General features: G+C 68.8%; 12 protein-coding genes. 9 read left to right on the forward strand and 3 right to left on the reverse strand.

Features of this window, described 5'->3' with window-relative positions:
* The first annotated feature begins 126 nt into the window (after nt 1-126).
* A complete protein-coding gene (locus AB0M22_RS27580; RefSeq protein WP_364732674.1) occupies nt 127-1,365 on the forward strand; it encodes a histidine kinase in 1,239 nt (412 codons plus the stop codon).
* Nucleotides 1,355-2,056 carry a response regulator transcription factor gene (locus AB0M22_RS27585; protein ID WP_364732676.1) on the forward strand — a complete coding sequence of 234 codons (702 nt, stop codon included), beginning with the start codon at nt 1,355-1,357 and terminating at the stop codon, nt 2,054-2,056. Before AB0M22_RS27580 ends, AB0M22_RS27585 begins: the two co-directional genes overlap by 11 nt.
* On the opposite strand, the gene AB0M22_RS27590 is transcribed toward AB0M22_RS27585, so the two are convergent.
* Nucleotides 2,057-2,707, reverse strand: a complete 651-nt coding sequence (locus tag AB0M22_RS27590) for a hypothetical protein (RefSeq protein WP_364732679.1) — start codon at nt 2,705-2,707, stop codon at nt 2,057-2,059. It lies immediately after the preceding gene.
* A gap of 18 nt (nt 2,708-2,725) precedes the next feature.
* Between AB0M22_RS27590 and AB0M22_RS27595 the strand changes: the two genes are divergently transcribed.
* The 3 genes from AB0M22_RS27595 to AB0M22_RS27605 all read left to right on the forward strand — a co-directional run bounded on the left by AB0M22_RS27595 (nt 2,726) and on the right by AB0M22_RS27605 (nt 4,561).
* On the forward strand, nt 2,726-2,971 hold the full coding sequence (locus tag AB0M22_RS27595) for a hypothetical protein (protein ID WP_364732682.1): 246 nt from the start codon (nt 2,726-2,728) through the stop codon (nt 2,969-2,971).
* An 89-nt stretch (nt 2,972-3,060) separates the two neighbouring features.
* Nucleotides 3,061-4,074 (forward strand): NAD(P)-dependent alcohol dehydrogenase, encoded by a 1,014-nt coding sequence (locus AB0M22_RS27600; protein WP_364732685.1) that lies wholly within the window; start codon nt 3,061-3,063, stop codon nt 4,072-4,074.
* Between the two features lie 100 nt (nt 4,075-4,174).
* Entirely contained in the window at nt 4,175-4,561 is a 387-nt protein-coding gene (locus AB0M22_RS27605) for a hypothetical protein (RefSeq protein WP_364732688.1), read from the forward strand.
* Between the two features lies 1 nt (nt 4,562).
* Here the strand turns inward: AB0M22_RS27605 and AB0M22_RS27610 are convergent, their stop codons facing one another.
* On the reverse strand, nt 4,563-5,699 hold the full coding sequence (locus AB0M22_RS27610; protein WP_364732690.1) for a DUF418 domain-containing protein: 1,137 nt from the start codon (nt 5,697-5,699) through the stop codon (nt 4,563-4,565).
* A gap of 207 nt (nt 5,700-5,906) precedes the next feature.
* Between AB0M22_RS27610 and AB0M22_RS27615 the strand changes: the two genes are divergently transcribed.
* From AB0M22_RS27615 to AB0M22_RS27625, 3 genes are all read left to right on the forward strand, one after another.
* Nucleotides 5,907-7,058 carry an alpha/beta hydrolase gene (locus tag AB0M22_RS27615; RefSeq protein ID WP_364732693.1) on the forward strand — a complete coding sequence of 384 codons (1,152 nt, stop codon included), beginning with the start codon at nt 5,907-5,909 and terminating at the stop codon, nt 7,056-7,058.
* Nucleotides 7,059-7,107: 49 nt separating this feature from the next.
* Nucleotides 7,108-8,583 (forward strand): alpha/beta fold hydrolase, encoded by a 1,476-nt coding sequence (locus AB0M22_RS27620; protein ID WP_364732696.1) that lies wholly within the window; start codon nt 7,108-7,110, stop codon nt 8,581-8,583.
* A gap of 113 nt (nt 8,584-8,696) precedes the next feature.
* Nucleotides 8,697-9,575 carry a HAMP domain-containing sensor histidine kinase gene (locus AB0M22_RS27625; RefSeq protein ID WP_364734006.1) on the forward strand — a complete coding sequence of 293 codons (879 nt, stop codon included), beginning with the start codon at nt 8,697-8,699 and terminating at the stop codon, nt 9,573-9,575.
* A 2-nt stretch (nt 9,576-9,577) separates the two neighbouring features.
* Here AB0M22_RS27625 and AB0M22_RS27630 read toward each other — a convergent pair whose 3' ends face one another.
* Nucleotides 9,578-10,474, reverse strand: coding sequence for a catalase (locus AB0M22_RS27630; RefSeq protein ID WP_364732698.1), 897 nt, complete (start codon nt 10,472-10,474; stop codon nt 9,578-9,580).
* 116 nt (nt 10,475-10,590) lie between these two features.
* On the opposite strand from AB0M22_RS27630, the gene AB0M22_RS27635 reads away from it, so the two are divergent.
* Nucleotides 10,591-13,317 carry an AAA family ATPase gene (locus AB0M22_RS27635; protein ID WP_364732701.1) on the forward strand — a complete coding sequence of 909 codons (2,727 nt, stop codon included), beginning with the start codon at nt 10,591-10,593 and terminating at the stop codon, nt 13,315-13,317.
* Nucleotides 13,318-13,381: the final 64 nt, after the last annotated feature.

The following is a 13,381-nucleotide window of genomic DNA, read 5'->3' on the forward strand; positions in this document are numbered from 1 at the left end:
CCTCGGGCCGAGACCTGAGTGCCCGCTCCAGGTGGATGCCGCACGGCATGTCCGACTTGCGGATGATTCGCGAGCTGGACCTCGGGGCGATGTATAAGCGCTATCGGGCCGATTACCGTTTGCGTTATGGCGATTACTACCTTGCCGCCGGAGCACACCGCGCGACCGTGGCATCAGCGACTGCCTGCCTTCCGGCACCGTTCGGGCGATACCGGGCCGGATGCGATCGATATCGGGATCGCGGTCGGCTGCTTCGCGGTGTTCACGCTGCCGCTGCTGGTGGGGACCGTCAGCGGGATCGGTTCGTTGCCTGCCATCGCGATATTCGGTGCGGCGGCGGTGGTTCCGCTGATCGTCCGGCGGCGCCGGCCGCTGGCGGTACTCGTCGCCGTGGCGGCGGTGCTGTGCCTGGCCGCGGTGTTCGGCGTGCGATTCACCCCCTGGGTGAGCAACACCGGGCCCGCGTTCGGCGTCGCCGTGCTCACCCTGGCCGATCGGCGAACGCGGCGTGCGTCGTTGGTCGCTACCGGAGTCGCGCTGGTCGCGCTGTACATCACCGGGTGGATCGCCACGGACCTGCATCCCGATCAGGAACAGGACTTCGTGCAGCTGCTGATCGCCATCCCGGCCTGGCTGATCGGCGACATGCTGCGGACTCGGCGCGACTACCGGAACAGTCTCGCGGTGCAGCAACGCAATTGGGCGGCGGCGGAAGAACGCCGGATTCGCGCCGAGGAACGATTGCGGGTGTCGCGCGACGTGCACGACCTGATCTCGCACACGTTGAGCATGGTCGCGGTCCGTTCGGGAGTGGCCCGGCTGCTGCTCGACGAGCAGCCGGGGGAGGCGCGTCAGGCGCTCGGCGCGATCGAGACGGCCAGCCGGTCGGCGCTGACCGAACTGCGGCGTGTGCTGGCGCAGACCCGCGAACCCGGGCAGGAACTCGACCCGGGCGACCCGGGGCTCGCCGAGGTTGCCTCCTTGGTCGACGGCCTGCGGCATGACGGTCTGGCCGTGGAGTATCACGTCACCGGCGAACCGGTCGACTATCCCGCGCTGTTGCAGACCACGGTCTATCGCATCGTGCAGGAGGCGCTCACCAACGTGGTCAAGCACGCGCATACCGACCGCGCGCGGATCGAGATCCGGCATGCGCCGCACGAGCTGACGGTGTGCATCGAGGATGATGGACCGGCGGCCGGGGCCGCCGAGCAGCCCGACGGCAGCGGCTCGGGTCTCGGCCTGGTCGGGATGCGGGAGCGGGTGTCGTTGTTCGGCGGGCGTTTCGAGTCCGGCCCACGACCCGCGGGCGGCTTCGCCGTCACCGCCTACTTCCCGATCGATGAGGATGCCGATGTCGCCTGAAACCGACCCCACGACAAGCGATTCGGCTCCGATCCGGGTACTCATCGCCGACGACGAGGCGCTCGTCCGCGCGGGATTCCGGGTACTCGTCGACTCCGCACCGGATCTCACCGTGCTCGGTGAGGCAGGCAATGGCGGTGAAGCGGTCAGGCTTACCCGTCAGTTGCGACCCGATGTGGTTCTGATGGACATCCGGATGCCGATCATGGACGGCCTCGAGGCGATGCGGCACATCGCGGCCGGCGGCGCGGACGGCCCACATGTGTTGATAGTGACCACGTTCGACCAGGACGAGCACGTCTTCCAGGCGCTGCGCAGCGGTGCGAGCGGGTTCATCCTCAAGGACTCACCACCCGAGGAACTGCTGCACGCGATCCGCGTTGTCGCCAAAGGGGACGCGCTCCTGACGCCGAGCATCACCCGCCGGATGATCAGCGCGTTCGCCCGCCAGCCCGCCGCGCCGACCTCGCCGCCGGGTGCGCTGTCCGCGCTCACCGAGCGTGAGCGGGAAGTCTTCGAGCACATCGCCTCCGGTCGATCCAACGCCGAAATCGCCGACACCCTGTTCGTGAGCGTGGCGACGGTCAAGACCCACGTCGGGCGCCTGCTCACGAAACTGGATGTCCGCGATCGCGCCCAATTGGTCGTTCTCGCTTACGAAACCGGCATCGTGGTGCCCGGCAACAACTGATCAGTCCGGCTTCGGCGGTGTCTCGACCGCGATTTCGTCACCGAGTTCGAAGCCGTTGGACAGCCGCAGCCGGTCGCCGCTCCAAAAGCGGCCTGGGTCATACCAATTGGGGCTGCGGTCTTGCGGCAGCAGTCCCATCGACTGGTAGGTCGCGGCCACGATCTCCGCGCAGTACGCCTTCTCCAGCTCCCGGGCGGAGGGCTGACGAGACTTGCGCGGCAGGCTCACCCGCCCGCGCAGCCAGCGTCCGGCGAGACCAGCGGTGGACGGGAAGGGGGTTCCGTCCAGCCGCGCGATGGTGCGCAGCAGGCTGTCTTCCATCTCCCGGGTGGCCGGCTGGTTCAACTGCCGTAACCACGCCCGCTGACCGTAGCGGTGCGCCCACACCAGCACGGCGTCGCGCAGGCTGTGCAGCTGGACGCCGCGGTGTGCGGTGCCCGACCACATGTCGGTCAGCGAGTGGCCGAGCTCGGCATGCCAGATCAGCGCGGGCATATCGTCGATCACCACCGACATGCCGACATGGTTCACCGGACTGTTCGTGGTCATCCGAATCGCCCGGTCAGCCGCCGAATGGCCGCGGAACAGCCAGATGTCGCCCGTTCTCGTGAGCTCGAGCGCTCGGTCGAGATTGATGCTCGTACCCGTCATGGCCGTAGCCTATGCGGTATGAGGTGGTGGAAGGCAGTGGGATTGGCGGGCGCGGCCGGTGTGGTCGCCACCGGCGTGGTGGTCGTGCGGGCCGAGCGTCGCCGTCGCGCGTACACACCGGATCAGGTTCGCGAACAACTACACGTGCGTTTCGCCCAGGCGACCGCGGCCGAGCAGGCCGCCGAAACCGCTGCTCCGGCAGCGGAAGAGACGCGCGGGATCCGCGCGCGGCTGCGGCGATTGTTCCGGCGACCGCGGCGCTGAACCGGCGCATTCGGCTGCGCGCGGGCGGTATCCGGTGATCTGATCGATACACCCGACGCTGCCGAGTCGGGGCTCCGAAAGGCAGTGACATGCGCGCAGCGGTCTTGGCGACGGTCGGGAAGATCGCGATCGTGGAACGGGCTGTCCCCGAACCGGGTCCGGCCGAGGTCCTGATCAAGGTCAGTGCGGTCGGTGTGTGCGGGTCGGACGTGCACTACTACGAGCACGGCCGGATCGGCGGGCATGTGGTCGAGCAGCCGTTGGTACTCGGTCATGAAGCATCCGGTGTGGTGATCGGGCTCGGTGCGAACGCGCGCCGGCATGCTGTCGGACAACGGGTTTCGCTCGAGCCGGGCGTGCCGGACTTCACCTGCGCGCAGTGTCGGGCGGGTCGCTACAACCTGTGCCCGGACATACGATTCTTCGGCACCCCTCCGATCGATGGCGCGTTCTGCGAATACGTGGTGCTGCACGAGGAATTCGCGCATGCGGTGCCGGATTCGCTGACCGACGAGGCGGCCGCACTGCTCGAGCCGCTGTCGGTCGGCGTGTGGGCCTGCCGGAAAGCGCGCGTCAGCGCGGGCGATCGCGTGCTGGTCAACGGTGCGGGACCGATCGGACTCGTCTGCGCGCAAACGGCATCGGCGTTCGGCGCGGCCGAAGTGGTGATCACCGACGTGAACCCGCGACGGCTGGCACTGGCCACCGAACTGGGTTGCACGCGTGCGGTGGACGTCGGAGTCACCGCGCTCGGCGACACCGGGTTCGAGCCGAACGTCCTGCTGGAATGCTCCGGCCATCCGACGGCGATCGGTGCCGCGGTGCGGACCGTGGCCAGGGCCGGCCGAGTCGTGCTCATCGGCATGGGCGGCGACGATGTGCCGCTGCCATTGCCCTACCTGCAAGAACGTGAGCTGGAGCTGACCGGGACCTTCCGCTACGCCAACACCTGGCCGACCGCGATCGCGCTCGCGGCCGGCGGACAGGTCGATCTCGATAGGCTGGTCACCGGCAGATTCGGCCTCGAGCAGGTGGCGGACGCGTTGACCAGCGGGCGCGTCGACCCGGACTCGATCAAGCCGATCGTGCTGCCCGGCAGCTGATCGCGGACTCGCCTGAAAAGGCTTGGGCTGCAACCTTTCACGACACGTAATATTGCACAGCACGCCAAATCTGCACGTTGAATCGGAAGGAGTACAAGCGATGACCACCAATTCCGAACGCCTCGCGCGAGGTGCCGCGCTCGCCGCGGTGACCGGCGCGGCGCTGCTCATGGGCACCGGCAACGCCGCGGCCGACGAATGGCCGTCGAACAACGGCGGGCTCTCGGTGTTCGAGGCCAAGGACTTCGCCGTCCCGAGCGATCCCGACTACTGGAATCCGTTCTCCGAGCGGCACCGATTGAGCTCGCCGTTCGGCACCAGCACCCGCATCGTCTGCACCGGTTTCCACGGTGTCCAGGTGGATTGCTGGCAAGCCGACCTCGACGGCAACCCGCACAAGCTCAACCGCGCCCCGCTCGACGTGCCGTGGGCCGGTTCCGCGCAGACGGGACGTTACGGGCCGATCCACTACGTGTACCCGAGCTGAGTTATCCGGTCGATGCGGCGTGCCTTCCGCGCGGCTTGCTCCGGCCGGGGCGCAGCGTCCCGTAAGTGGCTGCGCGGAGCACCCATTCGATCGGACCGTAGCGGTGTCTGCGCACATACCAGGCGCTGACGGCCAGTTGTGCGGCATAGACGACGACCGCGATGCCGAGAACCGCCCACTCCGACAACTTTCCGGCGAGCGCGAACCCGTAACCGGTGAAAATGACCGCGGCGATGAGGGATTGACCGATGTAGTTGGTCGCCGCGATCTTCCCCGCGGGCGCGAAGACCTGCTGAACTGTCGAATTATGGTGTAGCAGACGCAAGATGGTCGCCGCGTAGGCCGCCGAGAGCAGCGGCGCGACGAGATGGGCGGGACCGGCGAGCGGCCAGTCGGTGACGGCGGCCAGTACACAGATCGGGGTCGCGACGGTGAAGCCGATCCACTGGACGCGGGGGAGCAGCGGCAGGTAGCGCTCGGGTTGTTCGAGCAGCCTTGCCTTTCCGGCGACCATCCCGATCACGAACATGGGCAATGCGTTGAGCAACCCGAACATCAAGAAGGCGTAGGCGTTCCCCGCGAAGACGTTCCATCGGTAGCTCGCCGCGTCCAACCAGCCGGATCGTATGGCCGCCAACGCCGTTTCCTGCTGGGTGGCGGTCATGCTCAGGTCGACGTGCAGCACGTTCATCACGGTGATCGCGATGAGCGACACGGTGAACGGCACCGCCGCCACGATCAGCGCCGTCTTCGAACGCAAACGGCTCAACGCGAGCAGCGCGAGCCCGGCCACCCCGTAACCGAACAATACGTCGCCGGTGAAGAGAAAAGCGATGTGCAGCAGGCCGATTGCCATCAGCATCGAACAACGGCGCACGGTCCGTGCGGTCGGGCTGACCCGCGCCCGCGCGGCCGAGCGGAATTGCATGGTCAAGGAATAGCCGAAAAGGAACGAGAACAGCACATAGAACTTGTCGTAGAAGAGCGCGTTCACCAGGGAATGCGCGGGTCCGTCGGTAAATCCGCCCGGCTTCGACATCACCATGATATTGACCAGGAAGATGCCGCCGAGCGCGAAACCGCGTAGAGCGTCGAGCACCGTAATGCGTGGTGGTGGCGGGGAAATCGGCTGATTCATGCCGACCGACGCTAGGCAGTCGAATCGTTTTCCGAATCACGCCACAGGCTGACCATCGCCTACCTCTCGCGGATGATTTCGCGGCCGGAACCACTTTCTTACGTGCCTTTGTCATCGGCCTCGCATTGCTTTGCCGACGGTCGCGCAGCATCAGCGACGAACACCCGGTGGCTGCCGGGTGCATCGAACGGAAGAGGAGTTCGGAAGGTGCGAAGAATCGCCGCCATCATGCTCGCTGTGACCCTGCCCGTGGCCGGTATCGCCGGTGCGTCCGAGACCGCGGCGCCGATGGCGCCGCCGGCCTCGGCGGTGGCCGGTCCGTTCACCCAATTGCCCGCTCCTACCGGCGCTTTCGCGGTCGGGCGCAACGTGCTGCACCTCGTCGACCCGGACCGCAGCGATCCGTGGACACCGGCGCAGCGGCGCGAGCTGATGGTCAGCATGTACTACCCGGCGCAGCGGAGCGATGGTGTGCGCGCACCGTACGCGACGGACCGGGAAGCCCGGCTCCTGCTCGACGGCTCCGGGATGCCGGGCGTCCCCGCGGAGGTGTTGAGCCAGGCGGGCACGAACGCGGTGGTGGATGCGGCTCCGGTCGCGGGCGCCTACCCGATGGTGGTGGTGTCGCCCGGCTTCACCGCTTCCCGATTCACCCTCACCGCGCTGAGCGAAGAACTCGCGAGCCGCGGATATGTGGTCGCCGCGGTCGATCACGCCGGTGAGTCGTTCGGGATCGAGTTCCCCGGCGGCCGCATGTCCACATGTGTGGCCTGTGACCGGGTGACCGATCCGGCTGCACTGAAGCCCGTGGCCGAGACCAGGGCGCACGACGTCGCCTTCTTACTCGACCGGCTCACCGGACCCGCGCCCGCCTGGTCGCACGCGGGCCTCATCGACGCCACCCGGATCGGCATGGCCGGGCACTCGATCGGCGGGGCGAGCGCCGCCGCCACGATGGCGATCGACGCGAGAGTGCGGGCCGGCGCGGACATGGACGGCTCCTTCCCCGGCATCATGCCGGCCGCCGGTCTCGGCGATCGCTCGTTCCTGCTGCTCGGCGCCGACGGCCAGACCAGTCCGGGCGGGGATCAGACGTGGGATGAGGCATGGACCCGGCTGCGGGGATGGAAGCGCTGGGTGACCCTCGTCGGCGCGGACCACGACTCGTTCGCCGACACCGGTGCCCTCGCCGAGCAGGTCGGGCTGCCGGGCGAGACCGCGTTGCGTGCGGGCCGCGCCGTCGATCTCACGCGTATCTTGGTCGCCACGTTCTTCGATCAGCAGCTGCGCGGCATCGGGCAACCGAGCCTGGAGCACCTGGCCACCGCCTTCCCCGAAGTCCGGTTCAACAATCCGTGAACGGCAGAGCATGGGGTTCGGCGACATTCGAGGAAGGGAACTGCGCGAGATGAGCAGCAAGATGCCGGCCGGGATCAGCATGATCAGTGCGCTGGCGGTGACCGCCTGCCTGATCACGGCCTGCGGCGGGAGCGAGTCCACCAGCTCGCCCTGGTGTCCGAAGGTGTTGGGGCACGAGGTTTCCTGCGGGACGCTGGCGCGTCCGGTCGTCGCGGATCGGCCGGAACTGGGTGAGTTGGGCGTCCGGTACGCGCTGGTGCGACACAGCCGTCGCGATGTACCCGTGGCCGGCACGATCGCGCCCAATCCGGGCGGGCCCGGCGGACCCATCGTCGAGCAGGCGGAGTCGGCGGTGAAATTGGCCGAACCGCTTCTCGACGATCACGACCTGCTGTTGATCGATCCGCGTGGGACCGGATTGTCGAGCCCGTTGGACTGCGGACTCGGCACCGAAGCGGTCGAACTCGATACGCGCGCGCGGCAGCGGGAGGTGGTCGAGCAGTGCGGTGAGCGGCTCGGACCGCACGCGGCGGGCTACACGTCCGCGGCGACCGCCGACGATTTCGACGCCGTGCGTGACCGGCTCGGCATCCCGAAACTGGTGCTGTACGGCCTGTCCTATGGAACGTATCTGATGCCGATCTACGCGCAGCGGCATCCCGGCACCGTGCAGTCGATCGTGTTGTCGGGCGCCTATCCGATCGATTTCGACCCGTTGTCGCGGCCGAGCGCCCAGGCGGTTTCGCTGTCTCTGCACCGTATCTGCGACCGCAGCAAGCAGTGTGACGGCGACACCGCCGTCGCCGATCTGGCGGCAACCATGGATCGATTGCGGACCAACCCGCTCACTCTCGACAGCCTGCTGCTGACCGAGAGCAAGCTCAGCAGTTTGGTATTCGAGTCGGCCAGCGGCGGGATCGGCTGGGACCCGGCAGCGCTCACCCCGCTGGGCACGTTGCCTGCCGCGCTGCACAAGGCGGTGCGCGGCGACGATTCGGCGCTGGCGGAGTTCGTCAAGGCGACTGTGCCGTCGGGCGGCGGGGATGCCGCGTTGGGGATGGCGGTGGTCTGCAACGACTACGCCAAAGCTTGGTCGCCGGATCTGCCGATAGCACAACGTGATTCGGCATATCGACAGGCCCTGTCCGCGACTGCCCCCGGCGAATTCGGTGCTTTCAGCGCGGCGGGGTTCGACGGCGGATTGAGCGACGGCGGCGACATCTGCATGCAGTGGCCGAGTTCCGGTTCCGCACAACCGCATTCGAACGGCATGCCGGATGTCCCGGTGCTGGTGCTCTCGGGCGATCTGGACGCGAACACCCCCGACACCAACGGTCGGCTGGCGGCCGCACAGTTCCGGCGGGCCACGTTCGTATCGGTGCCGAACACCGGCCATGTGCCCGGACCGGAACCGAGCGGATGCGTCCTCGGCGTCATTGCCCGCTTCGTCCGGACCACCTCGGCCGACGATCTCGCCTGCCTGGACCGGATACCGCCGATCGCGGTGACCGCGGTCACGAACTGATGGCCTGTGCCGACCAGCGCCCGGCCGACCAGCGACAATAGCCGGATGATCACTGCCGTCGATCGTCCGCACGGGACCGGGCTGCGCCGAGGCGTCGGAGCCCGGGTCGCGTGATGCTGCGGGCGCGGATCACCGCCGTCGCGGTCGCGGCGACCGCGGTGGCCATCGTGGTCATCGTCGGCTCGTTCTACAGCGGGACCAGCGGAGTCGTCGCGGATCAGCTCGACCGCAGCCTGAACGACCGCGCGGACACCGTCCTGGCCGTACTCGACTCCGGTCGCCCGCTGTCTGCGCGACCCGATACCGTCGAGCAGATCCTGTCGCCCGACGGCGCCGTGCGGGTGCTCGGCTCGGGCGACCAACCGCTACCGATCTCCGACGCGGATCGCGCGGTCGCCCGAACCGGGAGCGGCACAGTCGAATCCGACCTGGACTTCGACGGCCAGTCCTACGGTCTGCTCACCAGGCCGCGCCCCGGTGGCGGCGCGGTGATGGTCGCCCAGCGCTATCGAGAACCCGAACGGATCGCCCGCGAATTCTTCTGGCGCGCAATCGGGATCACCCTGATCGCGGTGGCGGTCTCGGCGCTGCTGAGCTGGCTGGCGATCGGGCGCATCCTGCGACCCGTGCGCCGGCTGCTCGCTGCCACCGAACGCATCAGCTCGACGCAGGATCTGTCCACTCCGCTACCGGCCGCGGGCCGCGATGAAATAGGCCGCCTCACCGGCAGTTTCGCTGCGATGCTCAGCGCGTTGCGTCGCTCCCGCGACCAGCAACACCGGCTGGTCGAGGACGCCAGCCAGGAACTGCGCACACCGCTGACCTCGATCCGCGGCAGCGCCGAACTCCTGCAAAACGCCGGACTCGACGCCGATGCGGAAGCTCGCGTGCTCACCACGCTGGTCCAGGAATCCGCCGCGCTCGACGAGTTGGTCGCGGAGCTGGTCGAACTCGCCTCCGACCAGCACGGCCCGCAAGCCGAAACCCAGTGACGCTATCCGGCAGCGGGCAGGTCCAGCCGGCCGGTCCGGTATCCGCGAGCCGCGTCGTAGATCCTGCTGCGGTCCTTGGACAGCTGGTCTTGCGGCGCGGTGATGCCGTCCGGCACCCGGAGCGTATCGAAATTCGGTTCCGCCGAAGGTGATTCGCTTCGGGTGAGGGTGAGCGTGCCGAGCGGGATCGTTTCCGCGCCGTGCCACAGCTGGGTCGGGTCGTGCACCTCGTCGGTGGCATCCGGCAGGTGAGCCGTGAGTTCGAACTGGACCGGGAGACGATCGGTCAGATCCGTCACGAGGTAGTCGCGCGGCATGGCCTGCGCGGACTCCGGGGCGAGAGTCGGCAAGGGGCGCAATGGCCGCCAGCTCAATCGAGCCCATCGAGCCGTGCCCGCCGCGTCCACCATTCCGTAGGCGTGCACCGAGTGAAACTCCACGCCGGTGAAACTGGTGATGGGCCGGGACTTTTCGGCGAGGCCCAGCGCCGTGGCCGCCTCGGGGTGGTCACGGAGGAAGGCCGGAACGGCGGCCGGATCGTCGGATTGGGTGGCTCGCAGAAAGGCCACCATGTCCGCGCCGTTGCGCACGAAGAAGACCGGCAGGGTGAACATGATCAGATCGAGGCCACCGACGCGGGTCGCGAGGCCGTGGTCGCCGGGGTTGCCGTCGTGCCCGTCGAGGTCGCCGAGTGTGCTGGAGAAGCGAGCCGTCGCCGGGGTGCTCGGCGCGGTGAAGATCGCCGCGGTGCTCAGCTGCGCCGCCCGCGTGTGCGGGATGAATTCGCCGGTCGCCCAGCCGCCGCGCGCGTGCAGCAGTCGCTGCCCGAGATTTGCCCCGGTCGCCGCCGCCACCTGTTCGGCGAGGTAGGCGCCATCGTCATGAGGATCGCTGTTCACTCTGTCGACCGTACGGTCTTCCCGGTCTAGAGCGAATCGGTCACCGTATCGGTCGTGCGTGACGCGCGCTACGCACCGATGGTCAGCCGCCCAGGTTCCCGTACGATTCCTTCGAAATGAAACTGTTCGGACGGCGCCAAGAAAAGACGGAGCTTGAGCGGGTGCTCGACGGCACGCGCCGCGGCACGGGGTCGGCGCTGATGTTCTGGGGTGACCCGGGCATCGGGAAGACCGCGGTGCTGGAGTACGCGACCTCGGCCGCGGCCGACTTCACCGTGCTGTGTTGCCGCGGCACCCGAATGGAGTCCGGCCTCGCCTTCGCCGCACTGCACGAGCTGCTGTGGCCGGTGATCGATCGGATCGACGCGCTGCCGGCGCCCCAGGCCGCCGCCCTGCACGGCGCACTCGGGCGCAGCGGTGCGGCCGCGAACCGCTTCCTGATCGGCGTGGCCACCCTCACCCTGCTCTCCGATCTCGCCACCGAACGACCACTGCTGATCACCGTCGACGACGCCGACCTGCTCGACGAGCCGACCGCCGAATGCCTCGCGTTCATCGCCCGGCGGCTGCGCACCGAACCGATCGCGATGCTGCTCGCCGGACACGACGACCCCGCGCACGGCGGACCCTGGGAACAGATCGCCGGGATGGAAGTCGCCCCGCTGTCCGACGCCGACGCGAGCGACTACGTGCGGCACGAAGTCGAGGGTGCCGACGCGGACACCATCCGCCGCACCGTGCGAATGGCCGCGGGAAATCCCTTGGCGCTGCGTGAACTTCCCGGCATCAACGACGCCGACGGAGAGCGCGCACCGGTCGGCCCGCTGTTGCGCCGCGCGTTCAGTGCCCGCACCGCCCGGCTCACTCCGCAAGCCCGGACCCTGCTGCTGGTCGCGGCGGCGGAGAACCGTGGTGACGCGCGCGCGATCCGCGAGGCGGCGGCCACCCTCGGCGCGGGCCCCGCGGCCTGGGACGAGGTACAACGGTCCGGCCTGCTCGTCGCCGCCGACGGCCGAACCCGGTTCCGCACCCCACTGATCTCGGCCGTCGTCTACGAGGAAGCGCCTTTCCCGGAACGCCAATCGGCACACCGTGCATTGGCGCAGACGATGCGCGGCCACGACAACGAAGGACTGCGCGCCTGGCACCTGGCCGCGGCCGCCGACGAGGCCGACGAGGAAATCGCCGCGCTGCTGGAGAACCACGCGCGAGACTGCTGGCGACGCGGCGGTTATGCCACGGCGGCGCGAGCGATGCGGCGGGCGGCGGCGTTGTCACCGATGCCTGCGGATGCGGGCCGACGACTCGCACTCGGCGCCCGATCCGGCTGGGAGGCTGGCCAGGTCGACACGGCCCGCGAGCTGCTCGATCGCGCCGACCGATTGGCCTCCGCGGAAGCCGTGGCGCTGGGCAGCGGCGGCCTGCGCGGCATCATCGAATTCGCCTGCGGCGATCAGGAACGCGCGAATCAATTGCTGCTGCGCGACACGCACGCGGTGGCCCACGCGGCCGAGGCTGTGGAGCTGGCGTGCCTGGCGATCCGAGCCGGCTGGTCGGGCGGGTCGGTCACCCGGCAGGCCGACGCGCTGCACCGGCTCGCGGAACTGGCGACCGCCGCCGAATTCCCGGAGGTCACCCTCATCTCCACCGTCGGGCAGTGGTGGAGTACCGATCCCGGACCGCAGCCCGTGCCGTGGACGGACGACACCGTTGCTCAACTCGACGCGGTCTCCTGGCGGCTGATGCCACCCGCACCGCTGGGCGTGGCATGGGGCCTGGAACTGCGACTGCGAGATGTCTACCGGCACAAGGTCGACGAACTACGCCGGACGAACGCGATCATCGGCCTGATCCTGACGACCTCGCAAACGGTGACCCTCGACATCGTCCGCGGGCGCTGGACCGAGGCGACCGCCAACGCGACGGAGACGCTGCGCCTCGCCGAGGAGATCGGCGCCGAACACGGTGCCTCCCAATGCCGTAACTCCTTGGCCTGGCTCGCCTCACTGCGCGGCGATCAGCAGGCGGTCACCGAACTCACCTCTCGGACACTGGAATTATCGATCCCACGCGGCGTGCGCGCGCTGACCGCCGCCGCCTACTGGCACCGCGGCCAGGCCGCCTTGTTCGCCGGCCGACCGGGCGAGAGCCTGGAGGACCTGCTCCGGCTGACCGAACCCGGACACCACGCCGAGCACCCGACCTTCGCCCTGCTCGCCGCCGAAGACACCGTGGAAGCGGCGTGCCGGGCGGGACGCGCCGAACAGGGTGCCGCCGCGTTGCGCCCGTTGCAGGAATGGGCGGATCGCACCGGAGCACCCTGGGCCGTGGCCGCCGCGTACCGAAGCGCGGCGCTACTTGCGACCGACGACGCGGAAGACCTGTTCCAGCGCGCCCTTCAGGTCCCGGGCGCGGCCGAGCGCCCCTTCTGCCACGCGCGCACCCGGCTGCTCTACGGCGAATGGCTGCGCCGAGCCCGCCGCCGCACCGACGCACGCGTGCAACTGGCCGAGGCCGCCGAGGTCTTCCGCCGCCTCGGCGCCGTGCCGATGCTCGAACGCAGCCTGAACGAGCAGGAACTGACCGGCCAGCAACTGCGCCGCACCGAATCGCCGAAGGGCGGTATCGAAGTCCCGCTCACTCCGCAGGAACTGCGAGTCGCCAGGCTCGCCGCCGACGGCCTCACCAATCGCGAGATCGCCGCCCAACTCCTGATCAGCCCCCGCACCGTCGGCCACCACCTGTCCAGCGTCTTCCCGAAACTCGGCATCGTCGGACGCGGCGAACTGGCCAGAATCGATTTCGAGAACGGTCTGCGCCTGACGGTCGACAGTTCGCCGTGACCTAGGTCGGTGACGTCGGTCACCGACCTATTCGATGACCGATTTCCGGCGGCGCGCGAACTCA

Origin of the sequence: Nocardia sp. NPDC051756 (assembly GCF_040681495.1) — a bacterium.
Lineage (GTDB): Bacteria > Actinomycetota > Actinomycetes > Mycobacteriales > Mycobacteriaceae > Nocardia.